Annotated in this window: 19 protein-coding genes; 10 read left to right on the top strand and 9 right to left on the bottom strand. The window is 66.2% G+C overall.

What is annotated here, in order from left to right:
* Window positions 1-7: 7 nt before the first annotated feature.
* The 3 genes from NO978_RS00400 to NO978_RS00390 all read right to left on the bottom strand — a co-directional run bounded on the left by NO978_RS00400 (window position 8) and on the right by NO978_RS00390 (window position 4,520).
* Entirely contained in the window at window positions 8-2,158 is a 2,151-nt protein-coding gene (locus NO978_RS00400) for a type II secretion system F family protein (RefSeq protein WP_257297523.1), read from the bottom strand.
* A gap of 1 nt (window position 2,159) precedes the next feature.
* Window positions 2,160-3,857: a type II/IV secretion system ATPase subunit gene (locus NO978_RS00395; protein ID WP_257297522.1), complete on the bottom strand. Its 1,698-nt coding sequence runs from the start codon at window positions 3,855-3,857 to the stop codon at window positions 2,160-2,162.
* Between the two features lie 129 nt (window positions 3,858-3,986).
* Complete coding sequence (locus tag NO978_RS00390; RefSeq protein ID WP_257297521.1) at window positions 3,987-4,520, bottom strand: hypothetical protein; 534 nt, start codon at window positions 4,518-4,520, stop codon at window positions 3,987-3,989.
* Window positions 4,521-4,680: 160 nt separating this feature from the next.
* Here NO978_RS00390 and NO978_RS00385 point away from each other — a divergent pair, with 160 nt between their 5' ends.
* A complete protein-coding gene (locus tag NO978_RS00385) occupies window positions 4,681-5,151 on the top strand; it encodes a DUF5793 family protein (protein ID WP_257297520.1) in 471 nt (156 codons plus the stop codon).
* Here the strand turns inward: NO978_RS00385 and NO978_RS00380 are convergent.
* The gene (locus NO978_RS00380) at window positions 5,148-5,774 is read right to left on the bottom strand and encodes a hypothetical protein (protein ID WP_257297519.1); all 627 of its coding nucleotides are present in this window, start codon (window positions 5,772-5,774) and stop codon (window positions 5,148-5,150) included. The two genes, NO978_RS00385 and NO978_RS00380, sit on opposite strands and share 4 nt — an antisense overlap.
* A gap of 139 nt (window positions 5,775-5,913) precedes the next feature.
* Between NO978_RS00380 and NO978_RS00375 the strand changes: the two genes are divergently transcribed.
* The 7 genes from NO978_RS00375 (at window position 5,914) to NO978_RS00345 (ending at window position 14,018) form a co-directional block, all read left to right on the top strand.
* The gene (locus NO978_RS00375) at window positions 5,914-7,293 is read left to right on the top strand and encodes a phosphopentomutase/phosphoglucosamine mutase (protein WP_257297518.1); all 1,380 of its coding nucleotides are present in this window, start codon (window positions 5,914-5,916) and stop codon (window positions 7,291-7,293) included.
* 147 nt (window positions 7,294-7,440) lie between these two features.
* Window positions 7,441-8,589 carry a BMP family protein gene (locus tag NO978_RS00370; protein ID WP_257297517.1) on the top strand — a complete coding sequence of 383 codons (1,149 nt, stop codon included), beginning with the start codon at window positions 7,441-7,443 and terminating at the stop codon, window positions 8,587-8,589.
* 37 nt (window positions 8,590-8,626) lie between these two features.
* Entirely contained in the window at window positions 8,627-10,183 is a 1,557-nt protein-coding gene (locus tag NO978_RS00365) for an ABC transporter ATP-binding protein (RefSeq protein WP_257297516.1), read from the top strand.
* On the top strand, window positions 10,180-11,472 hold the full coding sequence (locus NO978_RS00360) for an ABC transporter permease (RefSeq protein WP_257297515.1): 1,293 nt from the start codon (window positions 10,180-10,182) through the stop codon (window positions 11,470-11,472). Before NO978_RS00365 ends, NO978_RS00360 begins: the two co-directional genes overlap by 4 nt.
* 73 nt (window positions 11,473-11,545) lie before the next feature.
* A complete protein-coding gene (locus NO978_RS00355) occupies window positions 11,546-12,670 on the top strand; it encodes an ABC transporter permease (protein ID WP_257298048.1) in 1,125 nt (374 codons plus the stop codon).
* Between the two features lie 92 nt (window positions 12,671-12,762).
* Window positions 12,763-13,161, top strand: a complete 399-nt coding sequence (cdd, locus tag NO978_RS00350) for a cytidine deaminase (protein ID WP_257297514.1) — start codon at window positions 12,763-12,765, stop codon at window positions 13,159-13,161.
* A gap of 35 nt (window positions 13,162-13,196) precedes the next feature.
* The gene (locus tag NO978_RS00345; protein WP_257297513.1) at window positions 13,197-14,018 is read left to right on the top strand and encodes a nucleoside phosphorylase; all 822 of its coding nucleotides are present in this window, start codon (window positions 13,197-13,199) and stop codon (window positions 14,016-14,018) included.
* Window positions 14,019-14,191: 173 nt separating this feature from the next.
* Here NO978_RS00345 and NO978_RS00340 read toward each other — a convergent pair whose 3' ends face one another.
* Complete coding sequence (locus tag NO978_RS00340; RefSeq protein ID WP_257297512.1) at window positions 14,192-15,352, bottom strand: NAD(P)/FAD-dependent oxidoreductase; 1,161 nt, start codon at window positions 15,350-15,352, stop codon at window positions 14,192-14,194.
* A gap of 81 nt (window positions 15,353-15,433) precedes the next feature.
* Entirely contained in the window at window positions 15,434-15,967 is a 534-nt protein-coding gene (locus NO978_RS00335; RefSeq protein WP_257297511.1) for an HTH domain-containing protein, read from the bottom strand.
* Between the two features lie 127 nt (window positions 15,968-16,094).
* Between NO978_RS00335 and NO978_RS00330 the strand changes: the two genes are divergently transcribed.
* Window positions 16,095-17,027 (top strand): NAD(P)-dependent oxidoreductase, encoded by a 933-nt coding sequence (locus NO978_RS00330; RefSeq protein ID WP_257297510.1) that lies wholly within the window; start codon window positions 16,095-16,097, stop codon window positions 17,025-17,027.
* On the opposite strand, the gene NO978_RS00325 is transcribed toward NO978_RS00330, so the two are convergent.
* Window positions 17,028-17,405, bottom strand: a complete 378-nt coding sequence (locus NO978_RS00325) for a hypothetical protein (protein WP_257297509.1) — start codon at window positions 17,403-17,405, stop codon at window positions 17,028-17,030.
* A 110-nt stretch (window positions 17,406-17,515) separates the two neighbouring features.
* Here NO978_RS00325 and rocF point away from each other — a divergent pair, with 110 nt between their 5' ends.
* The gene (gene rocF, locus NO978_RS00320; RefSeq protein ID WP_257297507.1) at window positions 17,516-18,442 is read left to right on the top strand and encodes an arginase; all 927 of its coding nucleotides are present in this window, start codon (window positions 17,516-17,518) and stop codon (window positions 18,440-18,442) included.
* 250 nt (window positions 18,443-18,692) lie between these two features.
* Here rocF and gyrA read toward each other — a convergent pair whose 3' ends face one another.
* Window positions 18,693-21,176 (bottom strand): DNA gyrase subunit A, encoded by a 2,484-nt coding sequence (gene gyrA, locus NO978_RS00315; protein WP_257297506.1) that lies wholly within the window; start codon window positions 21,174-21,176, stop codon window positions 18,693-18,695.
* On the bottom strand, window positions 21,173-23,086 hold the full coding sequence (gene gyrB / locus NO978_RS00310) for a DNA topoisomerase (ATP-hydrolyzing) subunit B (RefSeq protein ID WP_257297505.1): 1,914 nt from the start codon (window positions 23,084-23,086) through the stop codon (window positions 21,173-21,175). Before gyrB ends, gyrA begins: the two co-directional genes overlap by 4 nt.
* Between the last annotated feature and the right edge of the window lie 133 nt (window positions 23,087-23,219).

Here is a 23,219-nt window from a genome sequence, read left to right as displayed (position 1 = left end):
CGTTCGCTCACGGCCCCGGAATGAGCAGGAGGAAGCAGGCGTAGGCCAGCGCGACGAGGATGGCGGCGTGCTTCGCGCCGGTGCGGACGTCACCCGAGGAGAGCTGGCCGGCGACGAACCCGGAAAGCAGCCCCTGGAGGACGGTCGTATGGAAGAACACGAGCGTGTACTCCGCCTTGTCTATCCCTCCGGTGGCACCGACGCCCCCGACCGCGGGGACGCCCGAGGCCCCTGTTTGCCCCGCGCCGGTGCCGTTGATGACGCCGGTGCCGCTGTCCGGCAGGTTGGGGATGAGCACCGTCGAGAGCACGACGATTATGAACAGGAAGACGAAGAAGGCGATGTAGACGACCGCCATGTAGGTCAGCATCTCCTGCCTGCGTGCGCGCTTCAGGCGCCGGTCAGACTTCGCCTGCCCCGCGGCGATGCGCAGGACGCTCGCGAGGTCGCCGCTGGCGTTCATCGCCTGCGTCGTCAGCGTGACCACGCGGGAGATGATGGAGGTCCGCAGCCGGGACTCGAACCGCTTGAGCGCGGTCTCGACGTCCGCCCCCCAGCGGATGTCAGCCCAGACACGGTCCAGCTCGGCGTCCAGCGCGCCGAGCTCGCTCCGGCGAACCCGTTCGATGGACTCGACGACCGTCATTCCGGCCTCGTTGACGCTGGCGAGACGGTCGAGCAGGTCCGGCACGGCTGACTCGATGGCCTCCGCACGTCGCCGGTGGACTTCGAACGCGATTGCGAACGTCCCGACCACGAACAGGAGCGCCTGGATGAGTACGTCGTCGAACGACCGGATGTCGAGGCCGGTCGCAGTGAGGCTCCCCGGGAGTCGGAGCGCCACGATGAGGAATGCAATCGGGAGCGTCACCCAGAGCACCGTCACCGGCCGTTCGACGACGGTTCGGATAGGGTTGCCAAGCTTGCCTCGGAGCCACCGGAACCGCCGATAGGCGTCCAGCCGGTCGCGGTTTGCGGCCTGTCGATCCGCGCTCGTCTCGGCCTGCTCGTAGCCACCGTCGGTCTGTGCGCCCGTTGAGCCAGCACCGTCGGCGAGGCGGACTCCCGCGAGCCCGTCCACCGGCGCATCGACATCCTCGTAGCCACGCTGGGTGGACAGCGTGTCGGTCACCGAGAGCAGGTAGACGAGGAACGCCAGATTCGACGCCGGGAGGATGACGTAGACGAACACGCGCAACGGTTCGAGCGTGTTGCCGACCGCGATACCGATGACGACCAGGATGGTGATGAGGAAGAGCGGGCCGGCCACCAGAACCGTCACGTACGCCTCCGCGAGCGTCGCGAGGAGGTCCAACAGCTTCTCCTGCTGGGACTCGGCTTCCTCCTGGAAGTCGCGGTACTGCTGCTCCAGGAACGTAGAGAGCGACCGCCCGGACTGAAGTACACTCGCGAGGTTCTCGGAGAACTCCTTGAACTGCGAGCTCGGCGAGCGCCGGGCCATCGTCTGGATAGCCGTTATCATGTCCTGTCCGAACATGTCCATGTTCCTGACCGCGACGCGGACCTCGTTGGCGGACTCGCCGTAGATACCGTCGTTCTCGGCGAGGATGCGGAGGACCTTCGGGAACTCCATGCCCGAGCGCGACAGCGCATAGATGAACGCAATGGTCCGCGGAAGGGACGCCTCGATGCGGCGTTCGCGCTCGTCGGCGACGTACTGCGGGTACCACCAGCGCAGCCAGTACGTCGCCCCGGCGAAGGCGACACCGAGGGTCAGGCTCGTCACGACCATCAGTCCGAACAGTTCGAGCACGGACAGGGACGGCAGCCCCACGAAGTCCGTGAGGAAGTGCAGTTCCGTGGGGAACGTCTGGCGGATGGTCTCGGCGTCGATGGCGAGCAGGACGAGCCCGAACCAGATGACGTACATCCCCATGATCGTGCCGGCGACGGCGAAGACCGCGCTGTACAGCATCGTCTTCGCCGAGTAGGTCCGGTACGTCGTCGGCATGTGCGCCGCCCGGAGCTGCTTCTTCCGGATTGCCTTGTTCCGGCCCTTCCGGCTCGCGTACGTCCCGAAGATGAGCAGGGCGAACCGGGAGACGACGCGGTCAGCGTGCACGCTCACGGGCGCCAGAAGCACCGGCAGCACGATGAAGACCGCCAGCACCAGCGGAATCCAGTTCGCCCAGGACATATCAGTCCGTCTCGGCCTCGGCTAACTCCCGTTCCTGGCCCATCGCCTCGATGCGCCCCAGTGCAGCATCGGGGTCGGCGTAGTACTCGTTGATCAGCGCCGTGAACCGCCGGTAGTCGTTGATGCCCTGGTCGCGGAGGTACTCGAGGAACCGGCGGCGGTTCCGGAGTTCCTGCAGTAGCTCCTGCTGGCTCCAGGCGCGCTCGTCGCGGATCTCGTCGAGCACCTGGGAGCCCGAGGAGCCGAACGTGTCGTCCTCGGCGTCCCAGGTGAACGCCGTCGAGTAGTCGAGCTCGCCGGTCCGCTGGTCGATGCCTTCGATCTCCGCGATGGTCTTGTTCCGGCGGACGCGCTCGTTGTCGAACCGGGTGAGCGTCTGGACACAGAGGATGTCGAGGCTCTGGACCATCGACCGGGGAACGTTGATTGGCTCGTTCTCCAGCCGGTTGATGACGGTGCGCACGGAGTCAGCGTGCATCGTCGAGTAGGTCGTGTGGCCCGTGTTCATCGCCTGGAACAGCGTGATAGCCTCCTCACCACGCACCTCGCCGACGATGATGTACTCGGGGCGGTGACGCAGTGCGGAACGCAGCAGGTCGTACATCGTCACGTCGGTGCCCTCGTGGAGCCGTTCGCGCGTGACCGAGGAGAGCCAGTTGTCGTGGTACAGCGTCAGTTCGCGGGTGTCCTCGATGGTCAGCACCTTCGAGCGTGGCGGGATGAACATCGAGATGGCGTTCATGCTCGTCGTCTTCCCGGACGCCGTCCCGCCGGCGAAGATGAGCGACTTGTTGCTCTCGATGGCCAGCCACAGGTAGGCCATCTGGTCGACGTTGAACGTGCCGTACTCCAGCAGGTCGATGGGCGTGAACGGCTCCTCGGCGTACTTCCGGATGGTGAACGCGGAACCGCGCGGGGTCACCTCCTCGCCCAGTGCCAGCTCGGCACGCGAACCGTCCGGCAGCGTCGTCTCGACCATCGGGTCACCGATTGAGATGTGTCGACCCGAGTGCTGGGCCAGCCGGACGACGAAGTTGTCCAGCTCCTCCTGCGGGAAGGTGACGTTCGTCTCGATGTCGGTGTACTCGTCGTGGTAGACGAACAGCGGGAGGTCGTAGCCGTCACACGAGATGTCCTCGACGTGCGGGTCGTGCATCACTGGGTCGAGCTTTCCGTACCCACGGAACGCCCGCCAGAGGTAGTAGAACAGCTTGTGGTACGTGCCCATGTCCACATCGGCCCCGTACCGTTCGAGGTGGTCCAGCAGCGCGTCGTCGAGCACCTCGTCGGGTTCGCCATCGTCGATATCTCGCTGATAGACCAGCGGGTCGCGGACGTCCTCGAAGAGCGTCTCGAGCAGCGCGTGCTCGTACTCGTCGAGTTCGGGCTCGACGACGTGGTACCGGAACTCGTTGGCGTCCGTATCGTGGTTGATGCTGACGTAGGCGTACGGGGCGTTCACCCAGTAGCGGTCGATCTCCTCCCAGCCGTCGAGCCCGTCGAAGGTGACGAGCTCGCCGTGTTCGTCCGGGTAGTACGGCTCGCGGGAGATGGTGGTCCCCCTGAGCATCTGGAGGGTGTGCTTGATTCGGTCGGTCAGTGAGTCGCTCCGCCCAGAGGCGACTGCCCCGGGCGTGATGGTGCCGTCGCTCTCGTCGCTCGAGATCGCGTTCGGTGCCTGCTGGCCTGGTTCTGTCATCGTGTGTACGGTCGCCTCCCCTGGGACGGGCCCGTCCGACGGACCGAACGGTGGTTCTTGGAATCGATTGGGGGTACCGAGACTTAAATGAGGTGGCCAACTCTCGAACGAGAGCCAGCGGCCGGCCGGTCAGGCCCGGTCTGCGAAGAGGTCGAGGACGCCGAACGCGTAGAAGAAGACGACGCCGAGCAGTCCGATGGGGACGAAGACGCTCCAGCCGAGGATGTCGGCCGGCTGGTTCATGTGGAGCTGGATGGCGGCAGCGGTGAAGGCGACCCCGAGGACGAGCATCGCTCCACCGAGGACGTACACGCCACGTCCCGGGAGCTTCTCGGCCAGGTCGTGCTCGAAGTACATCAACAGGCTGACCACGACGGCCGCGACCAGTACGACGGCGGCCACCGTCCAGACGAGGTACGCCGTCGCCTGTGCAGGTAACTGTCCCGCGTTGAGCGTATAGTACTCCCAGGGTGTCCTGATGGTCGTCCCGTCGACGAGCCCCGTGCCGAACACGTACTGGATACCGAAGAACGGGAACCGGAGGACGACGAGTTCCGCGCCCTGCTCGCTGGTGGCTCGTACCACGGACCAGGGGAGGAGCACGGACAGCCACGTCGTGAGCACGGCGAACTCCTCGACGTACTCGGAGTTGATCCACACCATACCCACGACGCCTCGCCGCCGGACGTAAAAGCTGTCGGTGCCAGTTCCTCCCGTCGTGGAGACAGGTCAGGACGCCAGAAACCGTGGGGGTGAGTGGCGTCCGCCGGCCTGCCCCGGTCGTTACGTTCATACCGCGTGAGACCGAAGATAGGGCTGTTGAATGAGGCGTGACTACTTCACTTTGCAGGTCAGCAACGTCGACTGGGTCGATGAGGACGGGACCCCCGAACGGCCGACGGTAACCATCTCGTTCGAGGGACCAGTCGCCACACTGCGAGAGCGCCTCACCGGGCCGGCTGGCGAACCGCTCGACGCCGCCGAGACGGACGTCGCGTTCCGGCTCCAGACCGCGGTCGACGACAGCGACGCCCAGGGGGTCGTCAGCGTCACGAACAGGATCACCGGTGACTTCGTCCTCGAACTCAACGAATCCGCCGGGAACGTCCTGAAGTTCATCCGCGCCGCCCGACGCTACGGCGAGCACGCGGGCGACGAGGGCGAGTACGGGGTCCACATCCTGCTCGACGGCGAGGAGTTCGTCAGCTACGACAAGAGCACGTTCCTGGTCTACAACGCCGACGGGAACCTCCTCCGCAACCAGAGTCTCATCCCGAGCGGCGTCGAACTCTAGAACCCGGCCCACTCGGTCGCCGACTCCGCGACCCCGACGACTCGACATTCGCGCGAGTCGACGCCGTGTCTGGTCTCGACGACACCGTCGAACAGCTGTCTGAGCGTGTTCGTGGTCTGCTGGTCGTGTCCATCGTCGAGCGTCACGACTCCGAGCCCCTCGACGCCGCTGAGACGCCCGGTGAGGATGTGCGTGAACCGGAACACGGTCTTTACGTCGGCCTCCAGCAGCATGTTCGAGAGCGAGTGCAACCCGAGCCGGGTCTCCGTCGCCCGCCCGTCCGCCTGGCCGAGGAACTCGGATGCGGCCACGCCGATACTGCTGAAGTCCGACGGCGAGGCGACGTACTCGGTGTCGACGTCCGGGGGTGTCGACTCGCCACGGCGCTCGGAGACGCAGTCCACGACCGACAGGTCGGGGTCCGCAGTCGTCGTCCTGGCCGAGACATCGTCACGGATGGTCGGCGCGCTCCGGCTGGTCGAGACCACGACGCCGCGTTGGCCACGCTCGACGCCCGTCGCGAGGAGTTCACGGAGCAGTTCGTACTTCCCGACGCCCTGCGGGCCGGTCACGAGGAGGTTCGTCCCCCGTCTGAGTTCGCCGACCGGTAGGTGGTCGCTCACGTCGTACACAGCGTCACCCCACCTCGAAGCCGGCGTGCAGACATGGCGACATCGTACGTGACGGCCTCGGTTAAACCCCGGGCCGCCGTCCGACGGCCGTATGCCACAAATTAAGTGGGCCTCGGGGCAACCCCCCGGTATGACACTGTTCGGGACGGCGGGGATTCGAGGACCGGTCGCTGAGCGCGTCACACCGGAGCTGGCGATGGCGGTCGGGCGGGCGGCCGGCCGCGACGGTGACCGGTTCGTCGTCGGCCGCGACGGCCGGGACACGGGCCCCGCGCTGGCGGCCGCGATGGAGGCCGGACTGGAGAGTTCGGGCGCGAACGTCGTCCGGGTCGGCCAGTTGCCGACGCCGGCGCTCGCGTTCGCCTCACGGGGGCGGCGTGGAGTGATGCTGACCGCCAGCCACAATCCACCCGAGGACAACGGCATCAAGCTGTTCGACGACGGCGTCGAGTACGCCCGCGACGCCGAGGAGCGCATCGAGGAACGTGTCGACGGCGAGAACGCCACCGTCTCGTGGGACGAGTGGGGCGACGGCCACACTGCGGCCGTCCTCGACGACTACCGCGACGCGGTGGCGGCGTACGCACGGGGTCTGGGCGGTGAGGCGGAGCCAGGGACCGAGCCGCTCACCGACCTGCGAATCGCGGTCGACTGTGGCAACGGCATGGGGGGTCTCGCGACGCCCCAGGTGCTCCGGGCGCTGGGTGCCGAGGTCGTCGCGGTCAACGCAAACGTCGACGGTCGGTTCCCGGGCCGCCCGTCGAAGCCGACGCCGGAGACGCTCACGGAGTTCCTGTCGCTGCTCGCCGACGGTTCGTTCGACCTCGGTATCGCCCACGACGGCGACGCGGACCGCATCGTCGTCGCGACCGGCGACGGGGAGGTCGTCCACGAGGACACGGTGCTCGCCATGCTCGCCGGCCACTACACCCGACTGAGCGACGCTACCGACCCTGTGGTCGTGACGACCCCGAACGCTTCCGCTCGCATCGACGAACGCGTCGAAGAGGCTGGTGGACGGGTCGAGCGTGTCCGACTGGGCGCACTGCACGAGGGCATCGCGCGGGAGCGCGAGGCGGGCGACGAAGGAACCGAGGTCGTGTTCGCCGCCGAGCCGTGGAAGCACATTCACACTGCCTTCGGCGGCTGGATCGACGGGGTAACGAGCGCGGCCGTCGTGTCGACCCTCGTCGCCGACGCGGGCGGGCTGGCCGCGCTCCGGGAGCCGATCACCGAGCGGCCGTACCGGAAGGTGAGCGTCGACTGTCCGGACGAAGCGAAGCCGGGTGCGATGGAGCGGCTCGGCACGAGCCTCCCGGAAGCGTTCCCGAAGGGCGAGGTGGACACCGACTACGGCGTCCGCATCGACCTCCCGGACGGCTCCTGGGTGCTGGTCCGGCCGAGCGGGACGGAGCCGTACGTCCGGGTGTACGCGGAGAGCGACGACGTCGACACCCTCGTCGACGAGGCCACCTCGGTCGTGGAGACGGCGGTCGCCGCCGGGCGCTGAGCCAACGGTCCGAGACAGACCAGCCGTTTTCATTCTATCTGTAGTGGTATACAATTTATATATTCGGCGTATTGCCTACCGAGACGCCCGTTTCTGGGCGTCTCGCATTCCAAAGAGTTTTTTCGTATGGTAGCAAAGGCTGTCTCCATGAGCCCGAACAGTGGTCGGCGGCGGTTCCTGAAGGGTACCGGTGCGGTCGGTACCATCGCGCTCGCAGGGTGTATCAGCAGCACAGACAACGGTGGAGACGACACGGACACCCCGACCGAGGAGACCGATTCGATGGAGACGGAATCGGGAGACGGGACCGAGACGGAGACGGACGACGGTAGCAACGCCGGTGCCGACGTGAACATCGGGATGGTGTACGCGACCGGCGGCCTCGGCGACAAGTCGTTCAACGACATGGCCCGACAGGGGGCCCTCCAGGCCGAGGAGGAACTCGGCATCTCGTTCGACCAGGCACAGCCCGAACAGAACTCCGACTTCTCGCCGGCACAGCGTAACTTCGCCGAGTCCGGCGACTACGACCTCATCTCCTGCATCGGGTTCGCGCAGACGGACGCGCTCACGGAGAACGCGGACCGCTACTCCGACCAGCACTTCCAGATCGTCGACTCGACGATCGACTCGAACAACGTCGCGAGCTACGTGTTCCGTGAGCACGAGGGCTCGTTCCAGGTCGGTCACCTCGCCGGCCTCCTGACCTCTCAGTCGTTCGAGGCCGGCCAGGGTTCGACCAGCAGCGACTCGACGAGCGTCGGCTTCGTCGGCGGCCTCGACGTGCCGCTCATCCGGAAGTTCCAGGCCGGCTTCGAGGCCGGTGCGCAGTACGCGAACGAGGACATCGACATCCAGACGTCCTACGTGGGCTCGTTCAACGACGCCGCGACGGCCCGCGAGGCCGCACTCTCGATGTACGACTCCGGTGCGGACATCGTCTACCACGCCGCCGGCGCGTCCGGTCTCGGTGTGTTCCAGGCCGCACAGGAGCGTGGGAAGTTCGCCATGGGCGTCGACGCAGACCAGTCGCGCAGCGAACCCGACTTCGCCGACTGGATTCTCGCGAGCATGGTCAAGCGTGTCGACACCGCGGTGTACACAGCAATCGAGAACGAGGTCGACGAGGAGTTCAACGGTGGCAGCGTCACGACGCTCGGACTGGAGTCGGACGGCGTGGCATGCGTCTACGGCGATGCGCTCGGCGACGCCATCCCGCAGGACGTCAAGGACCAGGTCGCCGCCTCCCGGCAGGCCATCATCGACGGCGAGATCACCGTTCCGACCGAGCCCTGAGCCCGGTCCCAGATGAACCACGTTCCATCGGATAGCAATGAGTAACACAGCAGTCAGACTGGCAGGTATCACGAAGCGATTCCCGGGTGTCGTCGCGAACGACCAGGTCGACCTGACCGTGGAGAAGGGGTCGGTACACGCACTGCTCGGGGAGAACGGGGCGGGGAAAACAACCCTGATGAACGTGCTCTACGGCCTGCTCCAGCCCGAAGAGGGCGACGTGTACGTCAAGGGCGAGCGCCGCGAGTTCCAGTCGCCCCGTGACGCCATCGACGCGGGCATCGGCATGATCCACCAGCACTTCATGCTGGTCGACCCCATGCAGATATGGGCGAACATCGTCCTCGGCCAGGAGCCCCGGAAGTACTTCGGGCTCGCCGTCGACGAACAGGCGGCAATCCAGCAGGTCCACGACCTGTGTGAACGCTACGGCTTCGAGGTCGACCCGACCGAGACCGTCGAGGACGTCAGTGTCGGCGTACAGCAGCGCGTCGAGATTCTGAAGACGCTCTACCGCGGTGCGGACGTACTCATCCTCGACGAGCCGACGGCGGTGCTCACACCACAGGAGGTCGAGGACCTCTACGACGTGCTCGACGAGCTGACCGCACAGGGCAAGACGGTCATCTTCATCACGCACAAACTCGGCGAGGCGATGCACTCCGCGGACGACATCACCGTCCTCCGTGACGGCGAGAGCATCGCCACCGTGTCCGTCGACGAGACCAACCAGAACGAACTCGCGGAGATGATGGTCGGCCGGGAGGTGCTGCTCGAGGTCGACGTGCCCGAACACGAGCCCGGCGAGACCACCCTCGCCGTGGACGACGTCACTGTCACCGATGGCGACGACATCGACCGCGTGAAAGACGTCTCGTTCGAGGTCAGAGCCGGTGAGGTGTTCGGCATCGCCGGCGTCGACGGCAACGGCCAGTCCGAACTGGTCGAGGCCATCACCGGTCTCGAGTCACCCACATCGGGCCGAATCGTGGTCGAAGGCGACGACATCACCGGACACTCCCGCCGCCAGCGCATCGACGACGGGATGGCGTACATCCCGGAGGACCGCCACGAGCGCGGGCTCGTCATGGACTTCGACCTCGTCGAGAACGGATTGCTCGGGAGCCAGCACGCAGAGCCGTATTCGAAGAACGGTCGCATCGAGTGGGACACCGTCAGGGGGCACGCAGAGGACATCATCGAGACGTACGACGTGCGGCCCCCGAACGCTGACGCCGACGCACACTCGCTATCCGGTGGGAACCAGCAGAAGTTCATCGTCGGTCGCGAGTTCGAACGCGACCCGTCGGTCGTCGTCGCCACGCACCCGACCCGTGGCGTCGACATCGGTTCGACGGAGTTCATCCACGAGGAACTGCTCGACCTGCGGCAGCGCGACCGCGCCGTGCTGCTCATCTCCTCGAAGCTCGACGAGGTGCGACAGCTCTCGGACCGCCTCGGCGTGATGTACGAGGGCGAACTCGTCGACATCGTCGACCCAGACGAGACGTCCGAGGAGGAGATCGGTCTGCTGATGGCCGGTGAACGACCGGACGGTATCGAGAGTATGCGGACGACAGGTGGCAGGCCATGAGCCGGGCCCGCGACGTGCTCGAACGGCTCGTCGGTGCCTCCGGGGTCGAACGGGCCGTCATCAGTATGGCGGCGCTTGCGCTCTCGATCGTCGTCGGCGGCCTCATCGTGTTCGTCTCCGGTCTCGGTGCGGCCTGCGAGGCCGGCGCGAACTACCACATCGCCATCCCGCTGCCGGGTAGCGTCGAGATTCTCCTGTTCGACGGTCGGCTCTCGATGCTCGGCTTCCAGTCCTGCTACGACCCGATCAACGTCTACGAGAAGCTCTTCATCGGGGCCATCGGCGGTCTCCCGTGGGAGAGCGGCTGGCAGCCGACGAACTTCGCGATGGAGGTGTTCCTCCAGCGAGCGACCCTGCTGCTGTTCACCGGCCTCTCGGTCGCGGTCGCGTTCCGCGCCGGACTGTTCAACATCGGGACGCAGGGGCAGATGATCTGGGGCGCGCTCGTCTCCGCCGTCACCGTCCTCTTCGTCGCCGACTTCGCACCGGCCGGGCTGGCAGGGACCGCAATCCTGCTCCCGCTCGCGCTGGTCTCAGGGGCCGTGGCGGGCGGTATCTGGGGCGCGATACCAGGTGCACTGAAGGCCTACGCGGACGCGAACGAGGTAATCACGACGATCATGCTGAACTTCGTGGCGACCTTCGGGACTACGCTGCTCGTCAGCGAGTTCTTCCAGGACCCACAATCCGCCGGTGGTACGCAGACCCGGATGGTGCCCGGCAACTCGCTAGTCCCGAGCATCCCCTTCGGGTTCCAGGGCACCCGCTTCTCGATCCTCGCGCTGGTGCTCGCGCTGGTGCTCGCGTTCGTCGTCTACTTCGTGCTCTGGGGCACCTCGTTCGGCTTCGACGTCCGGACGAGCGGTCTCCAGCCCGAGGCGGCGACGTACGCCGGCGTGAACGCCGAACGGACCATCGTCCGGAGTATGACGATCTCGGGTGCACTCGGCGGTATCGCCGGTGCGCTCTGGGTGCTCCTCGCCAACGGCCGGTTCTTGACCGGCACCGAGGTGCCGAGCCTCGGATTCGACGGCATCACCGTCTCGGTGCTCGCCGGGAACAACCCGCTCGGGGTCATCTTCGGTTCGATCCTGTTCGGCGTACTCAAGAGCGGTGGCAACGCGCTGAACTTCCAGACCGACGTGCCGCCGGAGCTGGTCTCCATCCTCTCCGGCCTCATCATCCTGTTCGTCGCGATGCCCGAGTTCTTCCGGCTCATCGGCCGGAGCATGGGTATCGGCGACGAACAGGCCACCGTCGCCACCGACGGAGGTGAGGACGATGGATAGGGACGACCTCGAGCGTCGACTGCGCAACGCAGCTCCCGAGGTACTGCCGCTCAGCGTGGCCGAACTCCGCTCGATGAGCCGCGCTGACGCGCGGCGACTCGCGACCTGGCTGACCGTCGGCGTACTCGCCCTCGTCGCCCTCTACGGCATCGTCTTCCCCGGCTCGACGGCAGGCGAGGTGTTCTGGACCGCGATCGGCCAGAGCACCATCGAGTCGTCGCTCCGACTCGCCGTCCCCATCGCGCTGACGGCCATCGGCGGCCTCTACGCCGAGAAGAGCGGCGTCATCAACATCGGTCTGGAGGGGCTGCTCATCATCTCGGCGTTCGCCGCAGTGGTCGTCGCCGACGTGCTCGGCGGCGCCGGCTCGACCGGCTTCCCGCCGGTCGTCAGCTTCGACGTCGGCGGCAGCACGTACACCATCGACCCGGGCGTCCAGCTGCTCGTCCCGAACGTCTGGCTCGGCATCGCCGGCGGCGTGCTCGCGAGCATGCTGCTCGCGTTCCTGTTCGCCGTCATCTGCATCCGCTACGAGGGCGACCAGATCATCGCCGGGCTGGCGGTCTGGCTCGTCGCGCTCGGGCTCGCACCGTTCGCCTCGAAGGTGATGTACGGCCAGCCGTCGACGCCGCAGGTCGTCCGGCTCGGCGAGTGGACGGTGCCGGTCCTGTCGGACATCCCGTTCGTCGGCCCCATCCTGTTCGACGCCAACCCGATGGTGTTCATCATGCTCGTCTCGGTGCCCGTGGCCTGGTACGGGCTCAACCGGACCAGCTTCGGCTACTGGGTCCAGGCGAGTGGTGAGAACCCGAAGGCCCTCGATACCGTCGGTGTAAACGTCAATCGCGTCCGCTACGCTGCCGTCCTCATCTCCGGCTTCTTCGCCGGGATCGGCGGCAGTGCGCTCTCGCTCGGGAGCGGGGGGCTGTTCAACGGAGCCGGCCAGACGATGGTGGACGGTCGCGGATTCATCGCCATCGCAGCGTACCTGTTCGGCAACTACAACCCCTTCGGCGCGTTCGCCGCGTCGTACCTGTTCTCCGGACTGCAGGCGCTGCAGATCCGGCTTCAGGGAATCGCCCCCACGGAGGTGTTCCTGATGCTGCCGTACGTCGTGGTCGTCATCGTGCTCGTACTGGTCGGCCGCACCCGACTGCCCGAGGCCGCCGGCGAGCACTACGAGTCCGGCGAGGACTGACTGCCGTCTCTGGCGGTCCACATCACCGCCGTCTCCCGAACGACCCCCGAAAAGCCGGGGGCTACTTCACCCTGGCTCGGGTACCGAGGGGCATGGACGACGCAGACCTCGTCGAGCACGCCCGGACAGCACGAGAGAACGCGTACGCGCCGTACTCAACGTACACTGTCGGTGCCGCACTCCTGACGGCGGACGGCACCGTCTACACCGGCTGCAACATCGAGAACGCGAACTACTCGAACAGCCTGCACGCGGAGGAGGTCGCCGTCGGCAAGGCCATCTCCGACGGCCAGCAGGAGTTCGAGCGCGTAGCTGTCTCCTCGGGCGCGCAGGACGGCGTCACGCCCTGTGGGATGTGCCGGCAGACGCTCTCGGAGTTCGCGGACGACGACCTGGTCGTCGTCTGCGACGAGGGGGACACGAACCGGTCGTACTCGCTCGGCACTCTCCTCCCCGACGCTATCTCCGCGAAGACTCTGGGGCGGGAGTGAACAGACCTTTCTTGTCGGACGGTGAAGGCGGGGCCATGACTGACGCGAGCGAGGACCCGAACGAGGAGATGCAGTACCACGTCGAGCTGACGGCTGGCGACGTGGCCGACACCGTCCTGCTGCCGGGCAACCCCGAGCGAGTCGACAAGATCACGAGCTACTGGGACGAGTCGGAGGAGATCGCCTACCACCGCGAGTACCGCACCGCGACGGGCACCTACGACGGCGAACCCATCTCGGTCACGTCGACGGGCATCGGCTCGCCGTCGGCCGCAATCGCCGTCGAAGAGCTCGCCCGCGTCGGCGCGGACACGTTCATTCGCGTCGGCTCCTGTGGTGCCATCCAGCCCGAGATGGACGTCGGCGACCTCGTCATCACGACCGGCGGGATGCGTCAGGAGGGCACCAGCAAGGCGTACGTCCGGGACGAGTACCCCGCGACGGCCGACTTCGAGGTCGTCAGCGCGCTCGTCGCCGCCGCCGAGCGCCTCGACTACGACTACCACACTGGCGTCACGATGTCCGCCGACTCCTTTTACTCCGGGCAGGGCCGCCCCGGCTTCGAGGGCTTCATGGCCGAAGGCGCCGAGGAACTCGTCGAGCACCTGCAGGAGGCCAACGTGAAGAACATCGAGATGGAGGCCGCAGCCATCATGACCATCGCCAACGTCTACGGGCTCCGGGCGGGGGCAGTCTGCTCGGTGTACGCCAACCGCGTCACCGGTGAGTTCCGGACCGAAGGCGAGCGCCGGGCCTCGGAGACGGCGTCGCTGGCGACGAAGCTCCTCGCGAAGATGGACGAGGTCAAGCAGGAGGCGGGGGTCGACCGCTGGCACGCCGGGCTCTCCATCGAGTAACGCTGCACTGCTACCGGGAATCCCTTTTGCGAACAGGCGACGGCACCGCGAGCGTGGGGTGTGTCGCACACCCGCCTCGTCCCCCACGCCGTCGTCGCTCAGGTCACGACGGCTCTGGGCGCGGCTTCGGGTATAAACAGTCGGAGCGGAACCGGAGAGAGCGGCGGTTCGTTCTACAGCGCGTCCCAGGCGTTCCAGGCGCGTTTGTAGGAGGTCAGGTCGGCGATCCAGCGCGCGGCGATGCCCTTCTTGAGCATCTTCGCGGGGAGGCCGCCGAAGGTGTCGATGGGGGAGATGTAGACGTCGTGGGCGACGGCGCTCTCGCCGACGGAGACGACGGTACCCTTGTCTTCGTGGGTCCAGGTCTCCAGTCGCTGGCCGTTGATGGCGCGGACGACGTTGTCGGCGACGACCTCAGCGGCCTGCCAGGCGGCCTGGGCCGTCGGCGGCGCGGGGTGCTCGCCGGGCTGGTCGACGATGGCGGAGTCACCGAGGGCGAACACGCGTTCGTCGGACGTCTGGAAGTCCATCTCGGCGTTCAGTCGGTTGTGCTCGTTCTCGACGTCGACGCCGTCCATCGCGTCGCGGCCGGTGACGCCGCCGGTCCAGAGGAACACGTCGAAGTCGATGGGGTCGCGCTCGTCGAAGTGGATGGCGTCCTCCTCGGCCTCCGTGATGGGGTCGTCGGTGAGGATCTCGATGTCGTTCTGCTGCAGGCGCTTGCGGAGCGCGCCCTGGATCTCCGGGTCGCCCGGGGGGAAGATCTCTTCCAGCGCCTCGACGAGGTAGATGTCCATCGGCGCGCGGTGCTTGTCGCGGAACTCCGCGATCTCGCCCGCGGACTGGATGCCCGAGAGACCAGCACCGCCGACGACGACCTGCGCCCGGTCGTCGCGGGTAGCGTCCTGTGCGGCGTTCTTGACGGCCTCGTGAATTTCGAGTGCGTCGTCGAGGCCCTTGAGCGTGTGGGAGTGCTCCTCGAGTCCGGGGATGCCGTAGTAGGCGGTCTGGCTGCCCAGTGCGACGACGGCGTAGTCGTAGTCGACCGTCGTCTCGCCGTCGTCGACCTCGACGACGCGTTCGTCGGTGTCGAGTCCGGTGACCTCGCCCCGCACGAACTCGGTGCCGGGGTCTGCGATCTCGCCGACGGGAATCGTGATTTTGTGCTGAACCGACGGGTCCCGGATGACGCGGTGGGACTCGTGGAGAACGAGGTGGTAGTCGACGTCGGCCACCCACGTCAGTTCGATGCCCTGGCCCAGCTGCTTCTGTAAGTCTTTGACCGTGCCAGCGCCCGCGTACCCCGCGCCGAGCACGACGACCTTCGTAGCCATACGAGAGCTTCAGAAACCGACCGATACAAAGGTGTTGAAACCCCGATGGGCGTGCGAGAGATTGTCAGGATAGAAGTCGGGTCAGTGTTCGGGCTCTTCCGACGGCGCGGTCATCTCGCCGATACGGAGGATGATGATGTTGTTCGTGTCGTCCTTGCCGTCGACAGTGCCCTCGATGCGGAGCTTCGAGAGCGGCGTCGGGCCCACGATGACCTCGTCGCCCTCGTGGATGTCTCGGACCGAACCTTGCACGTGGATCTCGGCACGGCAGAGCTCCGGGTGATGGACCGACGAGAGGTCGATCTCCTCGACGATGGCCCCCTCGACGGTCTCGCCCTCGTGACGGAACGGGACCGTCGCCGGCTCGTCCATCTGCTGAATCTCGAGTGCCTCGTAGGCGGCCGCTGTCGGCTTGTACCCGCCCTTCGGCCCCGGAACCCCCTCGACCAGCTGCAACGCCTTCAGGCTCTGCATCTGATTCCGGATGGTGCCCGCGTTCCGGTCGACCCGCTGTGCGATGTCTTCCCCCTTTACTGCGCTCTCGTCCTCCCGGTGTTGGTTGATCAACGCCTGCAAGATGTTTTTCTGGCTCGGCGTTAGTTCGATAGACGACATAGCGTCCGATTGGTCGCTCGCGTCCTTAAATCCGTGGGATGGCCCTGCACACCCCGAGAACGCGGGCTGGGTCCTCAGGGGGGCGTGAAGCGACAATGCTACAACCCGGTCCGTCGAACGCCGGTGTATGAATGGAAACCGGGTCCTCGTGACGGGGGGCGCTGGCTTCATCGGGTCGAACCTCGCGAACCACCTCGCCGCCGACAACGAGGTGGTCGTCGTCGACGACTGCTACCTCGGCACGGCCGACAACCTCGACGACAGTGTCGAGTTTCACGAGCAGAGCGTGCTCGACGACGACCTCCCGACCGAAGGCGTCGACGCGGTGTTCCACCTCGCCGCCCTCTCGTCGTTGAAGATGCACGAGGACTCCCGCGAGAACCTCTGTACCGGGCTGCGGGTGAACGTCGAGGGCTTCGCCAACACCGTCGAGCAGGCTCGCGAGGACGGCTGTGAAACCGTGGTCTACGCCTCGACCTCCTCCATCTACGGCGACCGGACCGAGCCGTCCCCGGAGTCGATGGCCGTCGAGGCGAACACGGGCTACGAAGCGTCGAAGCTCGCCCGCGAGCGCTACGCCGAGTACTTCCACAACTACCACGACATGTCGATGGCGGGGCTGCGCTTCTTCTCGGTGTACCAGGGCTACCGGGGCGCAGAGGAACACAAGGGCGAGTTCGCGAACATCATCGCGCAGTTCGCCGACGACGTCGCGAACGGCGAGTCGCCGGTCATCTACGGCGACGGCACGCACTCACGGGACTTCACCCACGTCCAGGACATCGTTCGGGGCATCGAGCTCGCGGCCGACCACGAGCTCCAGGGCATCTACAACCTCGGAACTGGCGAGCAGCACACCGCGAACGAGGTCGTCGAACGGCTCTGTTCGATTCTTGATAGCGACGTCGAACCGGAGCACGTCGAGAACCCCATCGACGAGGACGTGTTCGTCCAGCACACGATGGCGGACGCGACGAAGATGCAGGAGGCGACGGGCTGGGAGCCCGATATCTCGTTCGAGGAGGGGCTGGAGCGGGTCTGTGCGCCGTACCTGGAGTAGTCAGTCGAAGTCGCGGTCTTCCGTGATGCGTTCCCAGTTACGGGCCTCCTCGTAGTCGGCCCGGTCGGTGGCGTAGGTCATCAGCTTGACCGCGACGAGCGGCAGGGTGTACATGCCGATGAAGCCGGCCGAGGCGGCGAAGACGATGGCGACGACGTCGTGACGAGCGACGAAGATGGTCCAGAAGAAGAAGCTCCCGATGACGGCCAGCGTCCCGAGCCGGACGACCACCTGCTCCGCTCTGAGCTGCCGAAGGTCGTACAGCGAGTTGTTGTCGAACACCCGACCCAGCAGTAACACCGCGAGGACCCAGACGACGAAGCGGAGGAGGAGGCTGCTCCGACCATCCTCGTCCGAGTAGTACTCTTCCGTGCTCATGTGCTTCGGACTCTCCGTTGTCTACTTATAGCTCACCGTAGGTTAAATGTTCACCGTTGTCACGCCACCGGACCGGACTGTTCTTACCGGGCCCGCGAGAACGCGGGTCTATGGGAAGAGAAGTCCGTATTATCGGCGCACCGACAGACTACGGGGCGAACCGACGCGGCGTCGACATGGGACCGTCGGCCATCCGATACGCCGGGCTGGCGGACGAGCTTCGAGCGGCTGGCGCGGACGTGACCGACACCGGAGACCTGCTGGTACCGACGGCCGAGACCCGGGACCCGAACGTCGATGAGCCCGAGGAAGAGGGCCGGAACGCGAAGTTCGTCCGCGAGGTCGAGGACGTCTCGCTCCGGCTGGCGGACCAGGTCGCCGAGGCCATCGACGACGGGCGCGTCCCGCTCGTCCTGGGTGGCGACCACTCCATCGCCATCGGCTGCCTCTCGGGCTCCAGCCGCGACGCCGACATCGGTGCCATCTGGTTCGACGCACACGGCGACTACAACACGCCGGAGACCTCGCCGAGCGGCAACATCCACGGGATGCCGATGGCGGCGGCACTCGGCCATCGCGACCTGGCCGACGTGGAGTGGGCCAACGCGCCCGGCCTACAGGAGGAGAACGTCGTCTGGGTGGGGCTTCGGTCCCTCGACGACGCGGAGCGGAAGGCCATCCGCGAGAGCGAGGCGACCGCGTTCACCATGTCGGACATCGACGAACAGGGCATGAGCGAGATCATCGACCAGGCACTCGAAGTCGCGACCGACGGCGTCGACGGTATCCACGTCAGCCTCGACCTCGACTGGCTCGATCCGAACGAAGCGCCGGGCGTCGGCACGCCGGTCCACGGCGGTGCGACATACCGCGAGGCACACTACGCGCTCGAACGGGTGGCTGAGTACGACGAGAACCACGACGTACTCCGCTCGATGGACGCCGTCGAGGTTAACCCGGTGCTCGACGAGCACAACCAGACGGCGAAGCTGGCGACGGAGCTCGCAGCCAGCGCGCTCGGAAAACGAATCCTGTAGGTTCAGAGGCCGCGTGGACCCGTTGGCGCCCAGGAACCCGAGCTCGGCCTTTTCTCCTTACTGCCCGAACCCTTGGTCCATACCACCCAGCCCGACCGGGCCGAACGCGAGAGCGCTCAGCACGAAGTAGGCCCCGATGAGCCGGACGCCGACCGACGTACGGTTGACAGCCATACCGTTCAGTGCAAATTCGACAGTAAAGAAGTTTTGAGACGGTCCACGACGGCCGAAAACGGCCGCAGTCTCTGGATCAGTTCCCTGCGGCGTCACCTGCGACGTCGTCCTCCGGCGTCGGGATGACGTCGACCGTCGCGACGGCGTCGTCCTCGACGACGTCCATCACGGTGACCCCCATGGTGTTGCGGCCCTGGAGCGAGATGTCCGAGACGCGGGTCCGCATGATCTGGGCCTGCTCGGACATGACGACGAGGTGGTCGTCCTCGTCGACGGCCTTGACCGACGTGACGCGCCCGTTCCGCTCGTTGGTCTTGATGTCGATGAGGCCCTTGCCGTATCGGGACTGCCGTCGGTAGTTCGACAACAGCGTGCGCTTGCCGTAGCCGCGCTCGGTCACGGTCAGCAGCGCGCCGTCGTCGTCTTTGTCGGTGGCGACGAGTCCAGCGACGTGGTCCTCGCCGGTGAGCTTGATGCCCCGGACGCCGCGCGTGTTCCGGCCCATCGTGCGCACCTCGTCTTCGTCGAACCGGATGGTCATCCCCTGCTCGGTGGCGATGACGAGGTCCTTCGTGCCGTCGGTGACGTCGACGTCGACGAGCTCGTCGTCCTCGTCGAGCTTGGCGGCGATGATACCGGTCGAGAGGATGTTCTGGAACTCCTCGGTCTTCGTGCGCTTCGCGTAGCCGTTCCGGGTGACCATCGTGATGGCCTCGTCCGGCTCGAAGTCGTCGGTGTTGACGACCGCGGTTATCTCCTCGCCGTCGTCGAGGTCGAGGATGTTCACCGCCGACTTCCCGCGGGCCGTGCGGCCCATCTCCGGTATCTGGTAGGCCTTCAGCTGGTACACCTGCCCGTGGTTCGTGAAGCAGAGCAGGTAGTCGTGGGTGCTCGCGCGGAACACCTTCGAGACGCGGTCGCCCTCCTTGATGTCGCCGCCGATGATGCCCTTCCCACCGCGGTGCTGGGCGTCGAACGCGTCGACTGGCATCCGCTTGACGTAGTCGTCCTCGGTGACGACGACGAGCACGTCCTCCTCCGGGATGAGGTCCTCGTGGGTGACCTCGCCGGTGTCCTCGACGAAGGAGGTGCGACGGTCGTCGTCGTACTCCTCCCTGACATCGCGGAGTTCGTCCTTGATGACGCCGAGGAGCTTCTCCTCGTTCTCGAGCACCGACTGGAGGTACTCGATGGTCTCCTGGACGCTCTCGTACTCCTGCTCGATCTCCGTGCGCTCCATGCTCGTCAGCGAGCCGAGCTGCATCCGGACGATGTGCTCGGTCTGGGCCTCGGAGAGTTCGTACTGCTCCTGCAGCCCCGCCTTCGCGGCGTCGCGGTCGTCGGAGTTGCGGATGAGCTCGACCACGTCGTCGACGTTGTCGAGCGCGATGAGCCGTCCTTCGAGGATGTGCGCGCGGTCCTCGGCCTCGTCGAGTTCGAACTGCGAGCGCCGGCGGACGACCTCCTTCCGGTGGTCGACGTAGTGCTCCAGCGTCTCCTTCAGCGAGAGCACCTTCGGCTGGCCGTCGACCAGCGCGAGGTTGATGACGCCGAACGTCTTCTCGAGGTGGTGCTCGATGAGCTGGTTCTTCACCACGTCGACGTTCGTGCCGCGCTTGAGGTCGATGGCGATGCGGACGCCGTTGCGGTCGGACTCGTCGCGCAGGTCCGAGATGTCCTCGAGCTTGCCCTCGTTGACGTTCTCGGCGATGCGCTCGACGAGTCGGGCCTTGTTCTCCTGGTAGGGTAGCTCGGTGATGACGATGCGCTTGCGGTCCTGCTTCCACTCCTCGACCTCGAACTCGGCACGGACGCGGAGCCGACCGCGGCCGGTCGCGTACGCCTTCCGGACGGCGTTCCGGCCGACGATGTTCGCCCCTGTCGGGAAGTCCGGCCCCTTGACGTGCTCCATCAGGTCGTTGATGTCGCAGTCGGGGTTGTCGATGAGCTCGATGGTGGCGTCGATGACCTCGCCGAGGTTGTGCGGCGGGATGTTCGTCGACATGCCGACCGCGATGCCGGTGCTGCCGTTGACCAGCAGGTTCGGGTACGCCGCCGGCAGCACGTCGGGCTCGGTCAGTCGGTCGTCGTAGTTGCCCGAGAAGTCGACCGTGTCCTTCTCGATGTCCTCGAGCAGCGTCTCGGCGATGGGCGACATCCGTGCCTCGGTGTACCGCATGGCAGCGGCCGGGTCGCCGTCCATCGAGCCGAAGTTCCCCTGGCCGTCGACGAGCGGGTAGCGCATCGAGAACTCCTGTGCCATCCCGACGAGCGTGTCGTAGATGGCCTGGTCGCCGTGGGGGTGGTAGTCACCCATCGTCTCGCCGACGATGGAGGAGCTCTTGCGGTGGCTCGACCGGCTGGTGACGCCCATCTCGTGCATCGCGTAGAGGATGCGTCGGTGGACGGGCTTGAGACCGTCGCGGACGTCGGGCAGCGCGCGCCCGACGATGACCGACATCGCGTAGTCGATGTAGCTCTGCTCCATCTCGTCCTCGATGCGGACGTGCTCGATGCGGTCCGCCGGGACGTCGGGGGCGTCGGGTGCTTCCGAGCTCATATATCCACCCAGTTCGCCTCGGGCGCGTGATCCTTGATGAACTGCTTCCGCGGGCCGACGGCGTCGCCCATCAGCACGGAGAACATCTTGTCCGCCGCGGCGGCGTCCTCGATGTCGATGCGCTTTAACACGCGGTTGTCGGGGTCCATCGTGGTCGACCAGAGCTGCTTCGGGTTCATCTCGCCGAGGCCCTTGAACCGCTGGACCTGCGTCGGGTTCCCGTTGCACTTCTCACGGACGACCTCCTCGCGCTCGGCCTCGGTCATCACGTCGTAGGTGTTCCCGTTGTATCGGATGCGGTACAGCGGTGGCTTCGTCGCGTAGACGTAGCCGGCCTCGACGAGCGGGCGCATGTGCCGGTAGAGGAACGTCAGGAGCAGGGTCCGGATGTGCGCTCCGTCGACGTCGGCGTCGGTCGCCATGATGATCTTCTCGTAGCGCGCCTCCTCGATGTCGAACTCGTCGCCGATACCCGTGCCGATGGCGGTGATGAGGTTGCGGATCTGCTCGTTCTCGAGGATGCGGTCGAGGCGGTGCTTCTCGACGTTCAGCACCTTCCCACGGATGGGCAGGACGGCCTGGAACTCGGGGTTCCGGGCCTGCTTCGCGCTGCCGCCGGCGGAGTCACCCTCGACGATGAACAGCTCCGCCTCCGAGGGCTCTTTGGTCTGGCAGTCGGAGAGCTTCCCCGGAAGCGCGGTGTTCTCCAGCGCGCTCTTGCGTCGGGTGAGCTCCTCGGCCTTCTTTGCGGCCTTGCGGGCCTTCGCGGCCTCGACGGCTTTGCCGATGATGGCCTCGGCGGTGTTCGGATGCTCCTCGAAGTACGTGTCGAGGTGCTCGTGCATCGCACCCTCGACGATACCCCGGACCTCGGAGTTCCCGAGCTTCGTCTTCGTCTGGCCCTCGAACTGCGGGTCGGGGTGCTTGATGGAGATGACGGCCGTCAGCCCCTCGCGGATGTCCTCGCCTTTGAGGGTGTCGTCGAGGTCCTTCAGCATCCCGTTGGTCGTCGCGTAGTCGTTGACGACCCGCGTGAGCGCGGTCTTGAACCCCGTGAGGTGGCTACCGCCCTCGCGCGTATTGATGTTGTTCGCGAAGGCGTGGATGGAGCCCTGAAGCTCGTCCGTGGCCTGCATCGCGACCTCGACGTGGATGTTCTGCTCCTCGTCCTCGAAGTAGATGACGTCCTCGTGGAGCGCCGTCTTGGTCTCGTTGAGGTACCGGACGAAGGCCTTGATGCCGCCCTCGTAGTGGAACGTCTCCGACTCGCCGTCGCGTTCGTCGACGATGCTGATGTTGACACCGGAGTTGAGGAACGCGAGCTCGCGCAGGCGGTTGGCGAGCGTCTTGTACGAGTAGTCCTGTGTCTCGAAAACCTCGTCGTCGGGATAGAACCGGATCGTCGTCCCGGTGTCCTCGTCCGCCTCCATGTCGCGGACGCGGTCGAGTTCGCCCGCCGGGACGCCGCGCTTGAACGACTGCTTCCAGACGGCACCGTCGCGCGTCACCTCGACCTCGAGGCGCTTCGACAGCGCGTTGACGACGCTGACGCCGACGCCGTGGAGGCCGCCGGATACCTGGTAGGACTTGTTGTCGAACTTCCCGCCGGCGTGGAGGATGGTCATGATGACCTCCAGTGCGGGCATGTCGTGCTCTTCGTGTGTATCCACGGGGATACCGCGCCCGTCGTCGGAGACGCTTACGGACTCGTCCTCGTGGATGGTCACAGTGATGTTGTCGCAGTAGCCGGCGAGGGCCTCGTCGATCGAGTTGTCGACCACCTCGTAGACGAGGTGATGGAGGCCTCGAGAGTCTGTAGAACCGATATACATCGCCGGCCGTTTTCGGACGGCCTCCAGGCCCTCGAGGACCTGGATTTGACCGGCGCTGTACTCATTTTCGTTGGACATGAAAACCTGATTCCGGGTAGATGACGTGGGGTAATAAAAGTCACGTGTGCGCGCTCGCGCGTGTCCGACCTCGTTGCAGTCCCCTGTCACGATTTTCGTCAGGAAGACGCACCGACGAGGCCGAACGAAGAGT

The organism is Haloarchaeobius sp. FL176 (assembly GCF_024609245.1).
Taxonomy (GTDB): Archaea; Halobacteriota; Halobacteria; order Halobacteriales; family Natrialbaceae; genus Haloarchaeobius.
This window is presented reverse-complemented; position numbering and strand designations above follow the sequence as displayed.